General features: G+C 27.6%; 14 protein-coding genes. 4 read left to right on the forward strand and 10 right to left on the reverse strand.

Annotation, left to right across the window (positions count from 1 at the left end; all coding sequences use genetic code 11):
* Positions 1–217: 217 nt before the first annotated feature.
* Positions 218–2,767 (reverse strand): ABC transporter permease, encoded by a 2,550-nt coding sequence (locus ACQPUW_RS11175; protein ID WP_430837568.1) that lies wholly within the window; start codon positions 2,765–2,767, stop codon positions 218–220.
* A 12-nt stretch (positions 2,768–2,779) separates the two neighbouring features.
* The gene (locus tag ACQPUW_RS11180) at positions 2,780–3,481 is read right to left on the reverse strand and encodes an ABC transporter ATP-binding protein (RefSeq protein ID WP_430837569.1); all 702 of its coding nucleotides are present in this window, start codon (positions 3,479–3,481) and stop codon (positions 2,780–2,782) included.
* 213 nt (positions 3,482–3,694) lie between these two features.
* Here ACQPUW_RS11180 and ACQPUW_RS11185 point away from each other — a divergent pair, with 213 nt between their 5' ends.
* Both ACQPUW_RS11185 and fliB read left to right on the forward strand, forming a co-directional pair.
* Positions 3,695–4,270, forward strand: coding sequence for a TetR/AcrR family transcriptional regulator (locus ACQPUW_RS11185; RefSeq protein ID WP_430837570.1), 576 nt, complete (start codon positions 3,695–3,697; stop codon positions 4,268–4,270).
* 319 nt (positions 4,271–4,589) lie between these two features.
* Positions 4,590–5,789: a flagellin lysine-N-methylase gene (gene fliB / locus ACQPUW_RS11190; RefSeq protein ID WP_430837571.1), complete on the forward strand. Its 1,200-nt coding sequence runs from the start codon at positions 4,590–4,592 to the stop codon at positions 5,787–5,789.
* A gap of 77 nt (positions 5,790–5,866) precedes the next feature.
* On the opposite strand, the gene ACQPUW_RS11195 is transcribed toward fliB, so the two are convergent.
* The 5 genes from ACQPUW_RS11195 to ACQPUW_RS11215 all read right to left on the reverse strand — a co-directional run bounded on the left by ACQPUW_RS11195 (position 5,867) and on the right by ACQPUW_RS11215 (position 10,618).
* Positions 5,867–6,265 (reverse strand): hypothetical protein, encoded by a 399-nt coding sequence (locus ACQPUW_RS11195; protein ID WP_430837572.1) that lies wholly within the window; start codon positions 6,263–6,265, stop codon positions 5,867–5,869.
* A gap of 52 nt (positions 6,266–6,317) precedes the next feature.
* The gene (locus tag ACQPUW_RS11200; RefSeq protein WP_430837573.1) at positions 6,318–6,890 is read right to left on the reverse strand and encodes a class I SAM-dependent methyltransferase; all 573 of its coding nucleotides are present in this window, start codon (positions 6,888–6,890) and stop codon (positions 6,318–6,320) included.
* Positions 6,891–6,902: 12 nt separating this feature from the next.
* Positions 6,903–7,658, reverse strand: a complete 756-nt coding sequence (locus ACQPUW_RS11205; protein WP_430837574.1) for a class I SAM-dependent methyltransferase — start codon at positions 7,656–7,658, stop codon at positions 6,903–6,905.
* A gap of 473 nt (positions 7,659–8,131) precedes the next feature.
* The gene (locus ACQPUW_RS11210; protein WP_430837575.1) at positions 8,132–8,914 is read right to left on the reverse strand and encodes a YdcF family protein; all 783 of its coding nucleotides are present in this window, start codon (positions 8,912–8,914) and stop codon (positions 8,132–8,134) included.
* Between the two features lie 273 nt (positions 8,915–9,187).
* Positions 9,188–10,618, reverse strand: coding sequence for a 6-phospho-beta-glucosidase (locus tag ACQPUW_RS11215; RefSeq protein WP_430837576.1), 1,431 nt, complete (start codon positions 10,616–10,618; stop codon positions 9,188–9,190).
* Positions 10,619–11,017: 399 nt separating this feature from the next.
* On the opposite strand from ACQPUW_RS11215, the gene ACQPUW_RS11220 reads away from it, so the two are divergent.
* The gene (locus tag ACQPUW_RS11220; protein WP_430837577.1) at positions 11,018–11,227 is read left to right on the forward strand and encodes a DUF3955 domain-containing protein; all 210 of its coding nucleotides are present in this window, start codon (positions 11,018–11,020) and stop codon (positions 11,225–11,227) included.
* 275 nt (positions 11,228–11,502) lie between these two features.
* Here the strand turns inward: ACQPUW_RS11220 and ACQPUW_RS11225 are convergent, their stop codons facing one another.
* The 3 genes from ACQPUW_RS11225 to ACQPUW_RS11235 form a co-directional block, all read right to left on the reverse strand.
* Positions 11,503–12,810 (reverse strand): cation:proton antiporter, encoded by a 1,308-nt coding sequence (locus ACQPUW_RS11225; RefSeq protein ID WP_430837578.1) that lies wholly within the window; start codon positions 12,808–12,810, stop codon positions 11,503–11,505.
* A 457-nt stretch (positions 12,811–13,267) separates the two neighbouring features.
* On the reverse strand, positions 13,268–14,707 hold the full coding sequence (locus tag ACQPUW_RS11230; protein ID WP_430837579.1) for an MFS transporter: 1,440 nt from the start codon (positions 14,705–14,707) through the stop codon (positions 13,268–13,270).
* A gap of 12 nt (positions 14,708–14,719) precedes the next feature.
* Positions 14,720–15,862: an alpha/beta hydrolase gene (locus tag ACQPUW_RS11235; protein WP_430837580.1), complete on the reverse strand. Its 1,143-nt coding sequence runs from the start codon at positions 15,860–15,862 to the stop codon at positions 14,720–14,722.
* Between the two features lie 143 nt (positions 15,863–16,005).
* On the opposite strand from ACQPUW_RS11235, the gene ACQPUW_RS11240 reads away from it, so the two are divergent.
* The gene (locus tag ACQPUW_RS11240) at positions 16,006–17,214 is read left to right on the forward strand and encodes an AraC family transcriptional regulator (RefSeq protein ID WP_430837581.1); all 1,209 of its coding nucleotides are present in this window, start codon (positions 16,006–16,008) and stop codon (positions 17,212–17,214) included.
* Positions 17,215–17,254 lie beyond the last annotated feature (40 nt).

The following is a 17,254-nucleotide window of genomic DNA, read 5'->3' on the forward strand; positions in this document are numbered from 1 at the left end:
CTCTTTATACTGCTAATCTATTTATTCCTAATTATGTTATATTATAATTTATTAAGTCCAAATTTAGTAAATTATGATTTTATCTAATTATAAAAAAAGATACAAGTCTATTTCAATTAGACTTGTATCTCTTTTATTATTTTTATAATTTATTTAGAATAATTATGAAAGCTTTCATAAAGAAACATGAATATAATTATATAAAAAGTTGTTTATATTATTCATTAGACTTTAATGCATCAATCATATTAACTTTCTTTAACTTAATATGCATTATAATCATGACTATTATTGAAAAAAGTATCGTTATTGCTGCTGATAATATATAACTAATAATAGAAATATCAGGGTACATCATCATAGTATCAGTTTCTGCTGTATAAATTATAAATGTATGCAGTATTTTTCCTAAGCCTGAGCCTGCAATTATTCCTAATAATGTTAATATTACATTCTCTCTTAAAATGTACATAGTAACTTCATTATCATAAAATCCAAGTACTTTTATAGTGGATAATTCTCTTATACGCTCTGATACATTTATATTATTTAAGTTGTATAAAACTACAAAAGCTAAGCATCCAGCTGATACAATTATAACCAACATAACTAAATTCATATTAGCAATTGAGTCTTCAGTTGACTTTTGTATTTTAGATCTTAAAGTAACATTTAATACATTTTCACATTCTAAAAGTTTTGAAGTTATTTCATCATCATTTATTGCATCATTATCAATGTTTAAAAATTGCATATTATATGACGGCTTATTTTTAAATACCTTTTCATAATATGATGGTGACATATAAATATAGTGTTTAACATAGTTTTCTACTATTTTATCTACTTTAACTTTATAAGTATTATTATTTTCATCTTTCATTGATATAGTGTCTCCAGCAGAAGCTCCTAAAAGCTTTGCTAATTTTTCTGTTATGATAACACCATCATCAGATATTTCATATTTTTCGCCTGATGCTCTATCATTTAAAAGTATAAAGTCATTTATCTTATCTTTATCTTGTGGCACATATAAAGTTGCTTCTTGCTTGTTCATATTTTCCTTGCTAAATATTACGGACTCTTGATGCACATTTAAATTATTTTCATGTGCAGATATTTTCTTTAAAGTATCGTTATACTCTTTATTTTCTTTCTTAGTAGAATCTTCATTTAATATTACCATTGCATCATATTTCCAAAACTTATCAAACTGCTTTTCAACTGATCCTACATTTGACTCTTTAAGTCCAAATCCTGTAACAAGTATTGCCATACAACCAGCTATTCCTAAAATCGTCATTATCATACGTTGTTTATATCTAAATATATTTCTAAATGTAACCTTATAATTAAAGCTTAATCTTTTCCATAATGGTGTAATTCTCTCTAGAAATATCTTTTTGCCTAGTTTTGGAGCTTTTACCTTCATTAAATCTGATGGTTTACTTTTTAATTCAATTCTTATAACAAACAAAGTAGCTCCTACTGTACATAATATTGATATTAACATTGATTGAATTATATATGATTGATAATAATATATCTCTAATTTAGGTAAACTATATAAGCTTTCATAAGCATTACTAATTATCATTGGAAGTAAGTTACAACCAATTAATATACCTAATACACTTCCTGAGATACTTGCTAGTGATGAATATACTATATATTTTTTAGATATTTCAAAATCACCATAGCCCAGTGACTTTAATGTACCTATTTCCACTCTATTTTCTTCTACCATTCTTGTCATTGTTGTTAAACAAATCAATACTGCAATTAAAAAGAAAAATACAGGTAGTACTGAGGCAATATTATCTAAGCTACTAATTGAATCTTCATACCCTGAATATCCTGGATTATCAGTTCTATCAGAAATATAATATTGAACTTCATCTAACCCCATATTACTATCTTCTTTGTAATCTAAAGGTCCTTGTCCACTATTCTCTATTCCTTCACTGCCCTTACTAAGCTTTTTCTGGAACTCTTCCTTTAGCTCTTTAGCTCTTTCTACTTTTCTATCTGAATATATTTCTTCAAGGTATTTATTATTTTCATCCATTAATTCTTTATATTTATTGCTATATGCATCAAGTCCTTGTACATTTTTAAATCTTACATATATATCTGTGTATAAATCCATTGATATATCTGAATTATTTAATACTGCAAAGTAGTCAACACTTCCTTTACCAACAGAAGTTATACCTCTAGCACCTTTTTCTATATACATTGGACTTCTTACAATACCAACTATTTTAAATTTTGTCTTATTAAAAGACTTCATTGTATCTTTATCAGTATCAATTACATATTCTTGTCCTATCTTTAAATCTTTATTTAATTTTAAAGCTTGTTCATCGAGCGCTATCTCTCCACTTTTTTCAGGCAATCTACCATCTACAACAATAAAATTATTTATATTATTTTTATTGTCATATTCCATAAATTTCACTACATTGCTTGTATTAGTAAGATTAACATCTATACTATGTGTACCATAAAAATCTAATATTTTATCATTATTTCTAAGTACATCAATATCTTTATCATTTAATCCAAAATTTGATACGATTTTGCTATCCATAAGATTGTATTTACTGTATAAATTATTTATAGCTTGTTTCATATCTGGTCCTGCTGATTTTATCCCTGAGTAAAAGGCAACCCCTAGAAGAATAATTGTTAATATTGAAAAAAACCTTGCTTTTGATGATAAAATTTCTCTTACTGTTAATTTTTCATATGCCTTAACCTTCATCGTAAGTCACCTCTACCATTCAATCTCTTCAACTGAAATAGGATTATCATTAATGTCTACACTTCTGACCTTTGCATCATTAATTTTAATAACTCTATTTGCCATTTGTGCAATTGCTGAGTTATGAGTTATAACTATAACTGTAGTACCCATTTTTTCGCAAGTATCTTGTAAAGTTTTTAAAACTTGCTTTCCCGTCTTATAATCTAAAGCACCAGTTGGCTCATCACAAAGTAATAACTTAGGATTTTTTGCTACTGCTCTTGCAATAGATACTCTTTGTTGCTCTCCTCCAGATAATTGAGATGGAAAATTATCTTTTCTATGACTAAGTCCTACTAATTCAAGTGTTTTATCTACATCTAATGCATTTTTTGATATCTGTGTAGCAAGTTCTACATTCTCTTTCGCCGTTAGATTTTGTACTAGATTATAAAACTGGAATACAAATCCTACATCATCTCTTCTATATTTAGTAAGCTGTTTATTATTAAACTTAGAAATATCCAGTTTATCAATTATTATTTTTCCTTCATCACAACTATCCATTCCACCAATAATATTAAGTACAGTTGACTTTCCTGCTCCACTTGGCCCTAATATAACAACAAACTCTCCCTTTTCAATAGAAAATGTAATTCCATTATTAGCTACAACTACATTCTCTCCAATCTTATATTTTTTATATAAATTGCTAATCTTTATATACGACATCCTAATCCTCCATTTTATTTCTTTAATATACTTATCGTTATTAAATAGACATACCGTTTATTTAATAGTATGATAATATTATAATTTAACAGATTTTAACAAACAATAATCATATATTTTATTAATGTTATTAACTATACATAGAAAATAAATTTGTATATTAAATAACATTTAATATTAAATTATTCAAATAACAAGTAAAGGAGATTGTATATGGCAGGAGTTAAAGGAAATCGTAGAATTTTATATACTAAAAAAGTAATTAAAGAAAGTTTAATTAAACTACTTAAAAGTAAAGAGATTCATCAGGTTACTGTTACTGATATATGTAAAAATGCAGATATTAATAGAGGGACTTTTTATACTCATTACAAAGATGCATATGACTTACTCCAGTCTATGGAAGATGAACTATTCAATCAAATTATTAAGTATATTGATGAAACTCCAGTGAAAAACTATTCTGATTCACTACTTCTTAATGTTCTTGAATTGATTTCAGAGAATAGAGATTTATGTAAAATTATATTTTCTAAACAGGGAGATAATAAACTCATAGATAAATTAATATTTATTACTAATAAAGCTGATCTTGATCAGATATATAGCTATTCAGATGACTTTAGTAAACCTTACTCAAATTACTATATAAGATATATTATTGGAGGTTGTATTGCAATTATTCAAACTTGGTTAGAAAATGATTTGCCTGAGCCTCCTAGTGAAATTGTTAAAATAATTAATTCTGTAAATACTTTAAGTAATAACTATATTAACAACTTTAAGTAAGTAAAAACCATATCACTTATTTGTGATATGGTTTTTACTACCTTGTTCATTCTTCATTATCCTAAATTTATTTTTTTATAAACTTTTTAAATTCTAAATAAACTTCTAAACACAAACCTTAATATAAGTGTTAAAATATTAAAGCATGTGAATAAAATGCAAATTAATGATAACAATATAAAAATATTTTAAATTACAGCTGTAACCTTATATTGAATTTAGGATAGAACTTAATTAGGCTTACTTAAACTCATATAATTTAACAACTATAAAGGATAAATATAATTGTATTATTATCCAAGAAAGATGGTGTTACATTTTGAGAGTTAATTTTTTTATGCCCGAGTATATGAAAGAATTTAGTTGCGTTGGCCCAAATTGTACTGATACTTGTTGTGCTGGTTGGGATGTAAACATAGATGAAGCTACATTTAATAAATATGAAAATGGTAGTGATAATCTTAAAGCTCTAGTTAAGGATAAATATATTAGAAATAATATACCTGATGATTCATTTAATTATGGATTTATGATTATTGATGAACAAAATAAATGTCCTTTCTTAAATGAAAATATGCTTTGTGATATCCATGGTTCTTGTGGAGAGGATAATCTTTCTATAACTTGCAAAAGGTATCCTAGAGTTTTTAATATTATTGATGATATATATGAGAAAAGTGGTCTTCCTTCCTGTAGAGAAGTATGTAATAAGGCATTTCTAAATAAAGAAAAGATGGAATTTATAGAATGGGAAGAAGATTTAGATGAAGATGCAGTTGAAATAAGAAGAATGATTGATAGTGAAGCCTTTAGTGGTACTGATAGCCTTCTTCAATATTTTTGGGATATAAGAATTATCTCAATAAGTATAATGCAAAATAGAGATTTTAGTATTGATGAAAGACTTAATATACTTAAAAATTTCTATACAGAACTTGAAATCTTAAGAGAAGAAGCTTTAAGTGATACTAAAGATTATTATGATATTGAAATGCTTTTAGAAAACTTTGGTGATGATTCTATAGATTTTGACTCTTTAAAAGGAGAAGAATTTGTAGAGAATACTAGCTTTTATGATTCAATCTTAAATGATGATATTTTTAATAAAGTTATTGGAACTAGACTAAAAGCTTATTTAAGTAATTTAAGAAAAGATATCTTAAGTATAGAAGATGATTTTAGTAATATAAATTGTAATGCCATTGATAAAATAAATCTCAATAACTCTGATAAAGTTAGCTCTAAATATTTTGAGCTTAGTAATTATTCTTACATATTTGAAAACTATTTAGTAAACCAAATCTTTAAGAATATAATACCTTTTAATAGAGGTGACAATTTAAATGAAAGTATAAATATTCTTATTAATAGTTATAGAATTATTAAGGGGTATCTTCTATGCTCTTATGAATATTCCCATGAGATGGTTACAGAAAATCAAATAATAAGAATTATTCAAGCTTTAAGTAAAGATACTGAACATAATAAAGTATTTAAATCTATTCTAGAGAATAGTTAATTAAAAAATGAGTAAATATATAGTCTAAAAAACTTATATATTTACTCATTTATATTTTATTATTTAATATAAATTATTTACCTCACAAACTTTCTATAGGAATCTAAGGAACTTATATGTTTTATAAGCATTCCTAAATCTATTAAAGGTATTATAATTGATATTAAAAAGGCTGGTATTATAGTTATAACGCATATTATACTAATTAAACATAATATTGACTTGTTGATTTTTATATTTTGATTTTTTACATTCTTCAAACTAGATATTGCTGCAAAAATAAATATAATTGCTCCTACAATCATTGTTGAATTAATTAAAAAACTCATATTTTCACTTTTGCTATTTAATGCAATGGAAAACGCTGTAATGATAAAAGTTATAATATTTACTGGATACAGTCCTGCTAAGAAATAATCTAACTTTACTTTTTCACTTATATAAATTCTTATTACAGCTAAACAAATTAGCAACACTAATACTACAATAATAATCCTCCTCCAATGTTTATAATTTTATATCTCTGTTTTAAGCTTTTATCTTTCTAAAAATGTAAGTAAGGACAATTCCTCTATCATCTTGATTTTCAGTATAATTAAGTAACTGAAATGACTTATTTATATCTTCAAAATCAGTTGATTTGATTAAGTCCTCTTTTCTAAATTTAGAATCTACCTTATCATTATCTCCAAAACCACAGATAAATAAAATTCCATTATCGGTTATATGATTTTTAAGATTTCTAAGTTGCTTCTTATTTAATCTATAGTGATTAATTACAATATTATCAAATATGCCAATGTGCTCTAGTGATCCATCTCTGATTAAATCAATTTGTTTTGTATTTACTAAATAGTTTTTTCTTTTAGCAAAGCTTTCTAATCGATTAAGGGCTTTACTACTAAAATCAATTCCTGTTACTCTAAATCCATTTTCAATTAAAAATATTGTATTTCTTCCGTCTCCACATGCAATATCAAGAACTGTTCCTTCCTTGAAATACTTTATACTTTGAACTAATGATTTTTCTGGATTTAATAGTTTATCACTTCTATTAGAAAACTTTTCATCCCAGTAATTTTTATCTCCCATGTACTCCATTTTATCCACACCTTATATATTTTTGCACACAACAATAAATCTATGCTCAAGACTTTCAATATAATCTTTATTCTTTAATTCATCATATAATTTGCAAAGTTCATCAAAGCAATTATCTACAGAGAAATTAGGAAATTCCCATTCTATGATTTTAGCAAAATACACTATTGCTCCAACATCATAGAATCTTAAATATGGGAAATATTCATTTTGGTATATAATATCAAAAGAATTTTCTTCAAATTCTCTTACTGCATTATCTAAATTAATATTTAAAAATTGTGGCTTAAAATCTTTTATTAGTCTATTAGACATGCTTTCATTATTCTTGCCACCAACTTGCTGCGTAATAAATATTCCATTTGGCTTTAATATTCTTTTTACTTCCTTTGCATCATAGGATTCATGCCTATTGATAATCATATCAAAGGAATTGTCTTTAAAAGGTAACTTGCCATCATCATATACTTGATTTACATCTATCCCTAATGGAGACAACCTTTCATTACATAATTTCACATTAGGTTTCCACTTTTCTGTTACTGAAGTCTTTTTGTATGGATGCTTTAATGATAATAGAAATTCTCCCCCACCAGTACCCATATCAAGTAATGTATAAGTATTCTTTAAATAGTTTTTTACTATATTTTTATAGTCCCAAGGTATAGTCTCCTCTTCCCATCTATTATTTAGATAAGAAAAATCCCATCCCTTAAAACTCATATCTTCATCCATTTTCCATAATTCTTTTAATTTATTATAATCCATAACTGTTTACTCCTTTATATTATTATTCTTTATAATAAAGGCAGTGCAGTTAGCTGATAGTAAATTAATTTATCTCGATACAATCTACTATCAGATTATCTAAACTGCACCGAGTAGTTAATTCGCGTTATTCTCATTAAAGATATTCACCTACTTTCAAATATGCTATTTATAGTATCTATATATAAATTATATCTTTATTACCATTATTTGTATATAATTTTATATCTCAATATATTTTTTAAATATTTGCAATAAAAAATGAGTATCTATATAGATACTCATTTCTGTTAGATAATTAATTAAGATGTATTATATTATTAAAATATATCTTTAAGCTATCTATTATACTTATTTTTTAATGTAATTTATCGGTATTTTAATATCTGCAAGTAATAAGTGTTAATTACTTAATAAAACACAGCTTCAATTCTACCTAAGTGTTAATTTATTAATAAATCACAACTTCATTTTTACTTGCGAATAAAATTATTATAATCTACTTTTAATCTATCATATGCCTTTAGCACATTATTAGGTATTTCAACATGCACTATGAAGCCTTTTCCCTTTGGACCATACCCATCTTTATTATCAAGTAATCTTGGTATCTCTCCCATTATCAAAGATAAATAACGATTCATATCCCATATTCCCCATATGTCATTGTTTATAAATTCAAGTTCTCCATCCTCTTCTTTTAAATATGGAACAAAAGCTGCATAATTTATGAAAGTAACATCTTCATCTTTCCATTCCTTATTAAAGCAAGCATCTATACGCTGTTGCATTGTTGGATCTTGCATTAGTAAAACTGTCTTTGGGCTATATTTATTTTCTTTAATTGTTTGCAAAGCATTTCTAGCATTTTCTCCACAATTTGTAGATTTATTTTCAATTATTATATCTTCAGTTTTAATGTTAAATTCTTGATCTAATAACTGTGCTATAATATCTGCCTCTGACTTTTCTGCTGTCTCTATATTAGGATACTTTTTATTTATATTATCTCTAAGTTCTTGTGTTGAATGTCCAATTCCACCTACTATCATAAGCTTTTTTGCAATTCCACTCTTATATGCCTTTGCAGCTTCTATTGCAATATGAGGAAGACTATTTCCTAATAGAATAAGCAAGTCCACTTGTTCTATATTATATTTTTTAATTAAATCCTCTTTAGAGAACCTATCAATATCTTGCCTTGCTAAAAATTTTATAATCTCATTTAAATCTTCTACATTATTCTTGTATACCAATTAACTCTCTCCTCTACACTAATATCATTCTTATATATCAATTAACTCTCTCTCTATATCAAATTTATTTTTTAAAATAATTATTTATATTCCTTTGTTATATTATATAAATTATTAGATGTTCATTATAAAATTTGCTCATATTTATCCATTGAGCAATAAGTTTCACATTTTAATATCTATTCTCTATATATTAAATTCAAAAAAATAAGCCCCGTTATATACAAGGCTTATCCTTTAAATAATTAAATTTAAAATTAAAGTTAATATTTATTAATCTAAATTTTCTCCATTTGACGCAATAACTTGTTTGTACCAATTGAAACTCTTCTTTTTGCTACGTTTTAAAGTTCCATTACCTTCGTTATCTTTATCAACATAGATAAATCCATATCTTTTTTTCATTTCTCCTGTAGAAGCACTTACTAAATCAATGCAACCCCAAGGTGTGTAACCTATTAAATCAACATTATCTTCTAAAACAGCATCCTTTAAAGCTTTAACATGTTCTCTTAAATATTCAATACGATAGTCATCTTCTATATGACCATTTGCATCAATAGTATCAACAGCTCCTAGTCCATTTTCAACAATAAATAATGGTTTTTGGTAACGGTCATATAATGAATTTAAAGTAATTCTTAACCCTAGTGGATCTATTTGCCATCCCCATTCACTTGCTTTCAAATAAGGATTTTTTAATGTAGCGAAAATATTGCCTTCAGTTGTTGCGTTTACTTCTGAGTCTGCACTAGCTAATCTAGATGAATAGTAACTAAATGATATAAAATCAACTGGATGTTCCTTTAATACTTTTATATCTTCATCTTCAATATTAAGAGTAATATTTTTCTCTCTAAATAACTTTTTAGAATAAGATGGATATTCTCCTCTTACTTGAATATCTGTGAAGAAATAATTGTCTCTATCTTTTCCTAAAGCTTCCCATACATCTTCTGGAGCACATGTATTAGGGTATGTTGATCCACCAGCAAGCATACATCCTATTTTAAAATCTGGATTAATTTCATGAGCTAATTTTGTTGCTCTAGCACTTGCTACTAATTGATTATGAGCTGCTTGGTATATAACTGAATCTTTATCTTCATTTTCCTCAAATAAAATCCCGCCTCCAATGAATGGTAAATGAATAATCATGTTAATCTCATTGAAAGTTAGCCAGTATTTTACCTTCTCTCTATATCTATTAAAAATAGTTTCGCAATATTTTTCAAAGAATCCAATTACTTCTCTATTTCTCCATGCTCCATACTGTTTTATTAAATGCATTGGCATATCAAAATGACATATTGTTACTATTGGCTCAATTCCATATTTGATACATTCATCAAAAATATCATCGTAGAATTTTAATCCCTCTTCATTTGGTGTTAAATCATCTCCATTTGGATAGATTCTGGACCATGAAATTGACATACGATAACATTTAAATCCCATTTCAGCAAATAATGCTATATCTTCTTTATAATTGTTGTACATATCAATGGCCTCATGACTTGGATAGAAATGTTCATTATCACATTCTAACATTTTCATTTCTCCAGCCATAACAGGAAAACGATCTTTCCCAGCAGGTACTACATCAATTGTTGCGAGTCCTCTTCCTCCATCTAAGTATCCACCTTCACATTGGTTTGCAGCTGTAGCTCCACCCCATAAAAAATTATCTGATAATCTACTCATAGTTTCTCTCCCTCTCCCTTTGTTATGAATTTTTCTAAATAAAAAAACACCCAAAACTACATAAAAACATAAATAATTGATAATTATTTTATATCTTTATACTAATTTAGGTGTTGCCTTCATATAAGTAACAATCCAATTCTTTTTCTTAATTATACAATATCAAAATATTCGTGTCAACGATTTCATAGATCTTTATCTATTTCTCCAATATTTATATTAATTCAATGTAATAATATAAATTCACTTTAAATCTTGAATTTTATAAATTCGATTCCAAAGCTATTTTATTCCTAAATAATATTTATTTATTGTTTTTCGATATTTCTTTATTGCTATTTAAATCACTCTATGTTAATATATGATCATAAACACAGAATATTAAGGAGTGATTTATATATGAAAAAATTTATTTATCTTTTACCATTTGTTTTAGGATTTTGTTGCTTAGCAGCTTTTAATATTATAGGTTCAGAAGTAGCCCCTGATGGAACACTTGTAGAACCATTCTTTTTAGTCCCTATAGCATGGCTTCTATTTTTTATCGGTATAATTTCAGCATCAATTAAAGGAGTATCTTCTTTATTAAAAAAACATGCAAAAGCCTAAATTAATAAGTAAGGGCTTCTCTTACTTATATTACATCCAACGCTAGAAGTTTTAAGTTCAAAATTTTAAATAAAGTGCTTTATAATATTTTATAAAGCACTTTATTTTACTATCTTAACTATTTTCACAAATACTTTAATCTAATTATAGATTAGTTATCCCCTACTACTATAGCCTTTAGAGGTGTTTTTTAATAATGTTTTACATAATAAAAAGGTGCAAAAATAGATTTAAGCCTCTACTTTTACACCTAGTTATTTATATATTTCTATTTTCTAGTTAACTGCTTCATCTACAACTAACTCTTCTTTTACTTCATTTTCTTCTTTTTCTCCAATTTCTCCTGCCATTTTAAATGCTTGCTTAGCTAAAAATACTGCTATAATCTCATTTATAACAGCTGCCGCTGCAATAGTTCCTTGTATCATAGTTGCATACTCAGGTTCAAATGGTAATAATGCAGTAACTGCAATTCCAGTAAATATAAGTGATACTCCTGAGTGAGGTAAAAGAGAAAGGCCTAAATATTTACATACATTATCATCAGCCTTAAATAGCTTGCCTCCTGTGTAAGCACCTAATATCTTACCAACTGCACGAGCTACTATATATATAACAGTAAGAAGCCCTGCACCAAATATTAAATTATAATCTAATGGTGCTCCTAAGTTTACTACCATTACAACCAATCCTATACCTATTATAGGATTAAAGATATCCATTATCTCAATTAATGTCTCTTTTTCAACTTTGTTTACAATAATAGTAAAGAAGGCTATACCAGATAGTAATAAATTTATTGATAGTATATTATCATTTACATATCTTCCAATAATAACTGTAAGTGCTATAAGTAATGAAATTTTCAATAAAATTTTAAGCTTAGAATTTTCCCTAGCTAAAGTTTTATCTTTTGTAATTCCATTATCAGCTACTTCTTTAGGTGACTTATTTTGTAATATTTTTGCTCCTATAATACCTGTAAATGCTCCAATACCTAATGGTAATATTATCATCATTATTATTGAAAGAATATTTACTGATTCTCCAGTCATACTTCCTGAAACTACCCCTATAACTAAGAAAAATACAATTAGCCCTAATACGTCATCTAATGCAGCAAGAGGTATTAAAGTTTTTGCAACTGGCCCCTTAGCATTATATTCTTTAACTATTGATAAAGATGGCGCTGGTGCTGTTGCTAATGCAATTGCTCCAAATATTAAAGCTATAGAAATTGGAAGATCTGCAAATATGAAAAATGCAGCTGCAACCAATATAAAGGCTGCCATACCTTCAAAAAAGCATATACCCACTATTTGTTTTCCTGACTTTTTAAGTTCTTTCAGTATTAGCTCACTCCCTATCATCATACCTACTAAAACTTCCCCAACATTACTTATAATATGAAACCACTGTGCATCCATTATGGTACTATTCATCCAGTTTAATGCATGTGGTCCTATCACCATACCTGTTATTAACCATCCAAGTATAGATGGTAAATTAAGCTTTGAAACTAATTTTCCAACCACTAATGCTATCCCTGTAAATAATGCTAGTAATATAATTCCTTTAATCATTTAAATCCCCTCCCATTGTTTCTCCATACGATTAAACAATATTTATATATTATCTTATGCTTTTTTATAAATTATTCTATAGTAACACCCCACTCCTTATACTATATATTTAATATGTTTTCTTTTATGCTTAATCCCATCATTACTATTATTCAAAGGCTTTTGCTCTATAAAACTTATCTTAAATAATTTAATTTGAATCAATGTTCATATTAAGTTTACAAAAATGGTAAAGTATTACCTTTGATTTTAACATCTTTTCCTAAATTTTCAATACCTCTTTGTATTTTAATGCTCTATAAATCAAACTAAAAAAAAATTGTATATTAAAATTTCTCTGACTTTGAATCTCTCACTTTGCATAATAAATCATATTACCTATTCTCTCATTTTTGTATGGAACACATATAAGGCTTTATAAAAAAGAGGAGAGTTATATATACTCCCCTCAAAGGTATTATTTCTTTTCTCTTTCTTTAAGTTCTTTCATAACTTGTGGATACTGCTTGTCAAGTTTGTAAAAGTAATAAAGTATAGGAAGAATAACCATAAATATAATTGGAACATAAATATATAAACCAGAGATTGCAGCAAGTGTAGCTTCACTCTGAACTGCAAGTGCACCATTATATCCTGCCATTCCAAGGACAGTAGTCGCAACTACCATACCAACTCCACCACCAATTTTTGCTCCAAAAGTTGTAGCACTATATAAAGTACCTTCAATACGCACTCCTGTCTTCCATTGACCATATTCAATAGAATCTGCCATCATTGCAAATAGTGTTGCCATTAATGGTGCAGTACCAATACCTCTTATTACATTACAGAATATAAGCCATGAAAAAGATGTTGGATTTACAATTATAAGAAGTTGTGCAAATAAAGAAATTATTGTTCCAACAAAAGCTACATTTCTTTTTCCAAACTTTTTAACAAATGGCATCATCATTGCCATACATACAATTGCAGTACCTTGTTGAATTACGGCTAAGAATCCAAAGTATGCTTCATTATGAAGGATATATTTTGCATAATAAACTCCAACTCCCATTCCAATTGACATACCAAGAATATTTACAACCCAAATAGCACATATAAGAAGCCAAGCATCATTTTTCATCATTAATTTTAATGTTTTAATAAATCCAATTTTACGATCCTCATCTGAAACTATATTAACACGCTCTTTTGTCTTAGCAAAGCAAAGTAAGAACAATATGGCTGCAAGAGCTCCATAAACGGTAGAAACTATCATCCATGAACCTTGATGAGTTGATCCTCCAACTGCATTTACAAATGGAATTGTAACAGCATTTATGATTAATCCACCAATTTGTGCCATAGTCATACGGAATACATTAATTGTTTCTCTTTGAGTTTGATCTCTAGTCATTAGCGAATTTAATGCACCATATGGAATATTAATTGCTGTATATAATAAAGTGGTAACTACATTATAAGAAATAAAAACATATACATACTTACCTACATCCCCAAAACTCGGAACCATAGTTAAAAGTGCTGTACATACCCCAAATGGTACTGCAAGCCACAGCATCCAGGCACGCGCTTTACCATGTTTTGACTTAGTTCTATCCATAATAAAGCCCATAAAAATATCTGAAACTCCATCAAAGAAACGAGATATTAATATTAATGTTCCAACTATACCAACATTAAGTCCAAGTGCATCTGTATAGAAGAATGTAATGTATGTCCCAGTAAGCACCATAACCAAGTTACTTGCTAAATCTCCACAACCATAGGCTAACTTTTCACCAATACCAATTTTCTCAGTATAAAGAGATTCAGCATTAGGAAGAGAATTTGTCTTAGAAACAGACTTAGTTTTTGAAGAAGACTTAGTTTTTAAAGGAGTACCTGTTTTACTCATAACGCACCTCTTTTATAATATTTCTTTCATATAAGTTGCTATTTCTTTTATACAATCTTCAGCCTGTGGAACTACACCAATCTGATCTGCAAAACCATGCCCAAGGCCTCTATAAATTATTGTCTTAACTTTATTACCAGCTTTTAAAGCAGTTTGTACATAAGCAAAATCTTCAAAAACAAGGAAATCATGCTCTCCAAAAATCATAAGAGTTTGTGGCAGTCCAGTTAAATCTGAAAGTATAGGAGATGCATACATATGTGTAGGTTCAAGATTGCCTTGCAAATATACATCATCTAACATATTGCTATCTTCTGTTTCACCATCTGTTAATCCACTCATCATATTTAAAGTAGCCATTAGTACCTTTTCATGCTTTTTACTTACCTTATATTTTGAAATATCAACTCCATGATAAAACTCAGTTTCTTGTCCTGATATGTTCACAGCAGGATAAATAAGAACTTGAAGCTTTACCATTCCAGTTTTTTCTTCTCTGTCCCGTAGAGTAACTGCTGCTGCAAGATTACCTCCTGCGCTATCACCTGAAACTACCATTTTATTTTTGTCTCCACCAAAACGTTCTGCATTATCATATGCCCATTTAGTAGCATAAAAACAATCATCTAATGGTGCTGGATAATGATTTTCTGGACACAAACGATAATCAACATTTAATGCGATGCAGTCTATATTTTGAACTAAAAGCTTACACATTTGTTCTACAATATCTGGAGATCCACCAAAGAATCCACCACCATGATAATATACAAACATTGGCAGGTCTTTTCCTGAATTTTCTCTTTTATACACTCTTACTGGAACCTTGTAACCATCGGCACTTTCTACTTTAAAATATTCTGTATTAACACCTTCATCTGCAATTTTTATACCTTTATATTCATTGAACATATTACGAAATGGAAGAATCTTTTCTAATGTTGTTTTTGATTTTTCCTGTTGTATTTCCTGTTTTGGCATAGCTTCCATCATTGAAATAGTAGCTTCCATAGATTTATATAGTCTTGGATCCATATCTCCAGACTCCCCGCCTTCTGGAATTGGTTTTATTAAAACCTTTACATCTTGAACATCAACTTCTTTTTCATTTCTTTTAATTGCCTCAAGCAATGATAAATCATATTTTCTTTCCATACTCATCCCCCTAATAATTAAATATTTTTCATATTAGCTTAATAGATTCAAATAGACTATAAAATAATTATATATTGATGTTAAAATCTAATATTGTAAATAAGTTGGAAAAATTATACAATTGTTAGTAGAAGGTGATTTTTATGTTAAGTTTAGAAGAAATGAGATATATGTGCGAATCTTTATCCAATACTTTAGGTGTTGGTATAAGACTATATAAAAATCAGGAATTATTATATTATCATTCTATATTGCCATTAAATCCTGATCCAATAACCTTGCATCTAGAGGAAATACTAAATAGTACATACAAAGCAGGGGTTATTACTACTCCGGCCTTTCAGTTTTATGGCTATTTTGATACAACAGATGATTATCGAATCATCATTGGTCCTTCTGGAATTCTTACCAAAGATAAAAGACTACTAGATGAAATCTTATTTTTATTAAATGTTCCAATTGATGAACAAGAAGAATATATCAGAAAACTAAATTATGCCCCTACCATAACTGCTAAACGAATAGCTTGGATATTATCATCTTTATCTACAGCCATAAATAGTAAATCTTTACATGTGGAAGATGTGCATTTAGATAAGGTTGATAGTGTTCACAAAAGTATTGTTGAACGAAATACTGAGGAAAATTTAAATAACTTTGAAAATACACTTAACGCTAAAATAGTTTACGACAGTTATAAATACGAGGAAATAATTATGTTCTGCATACAAAATGGACAAGTAGAACAGCTTAAAGAAATTTTTAGTGCCTCTCCTAAGTTAAAAGCTGGAGAAATGGCAAATGATACATTAAGACAAATGAAAAATATGGGTATTTGTAGCGCCGCAGTATCTTCTCGTGCATCAATTTCAGGTGGATTAGATGCCTTTACAGCATTTAAACTTTCTGATTTATATATTCAAAAATTTGAATCTTTAAATGATGTGGCAAAAATATCAAAATTAATTGATGAAATGATGTTAGATTTCGCCTTGCGAGTAAAATATGTTAAATATGGTTGTGTATCAGTATCACCATTATTAAAAAAATGCTCAAATTATATTCTAAAAAATATCTTTAACAATATTACAGTTAAAGATATTGCAAATGAACTAGGCTTTTCTCGCACATATTTATGTAATCAATTTAGAAAACAAACTGGTATTACGCTTTCACAGTATATATTAAATGAAAAAATCTTAGAGGCTCAAAGGCTTCTATTATTCACAAATAAAAGCCTTGTAGATATTGCAATGAATTTAAATTTTTCATCACAAAGCCACTTTCAACTTTCATTTAAAAAAGTAACTAGTGAAACACCTATGCAATTTCGCTTGAAAAATAAGAAATAAAAATACTACATTCTTTAAGATAAAAACAACCATTATTTTT

The organism is Clostridium sardiniense, assembly GCF_050584765.1.
GTDB classification, from domain to species: Bacteria; Bacillota; Clostridia; order Clostridiales; family Clostridiaceae; genus Clostridium; species Clostridium sardiniense_A.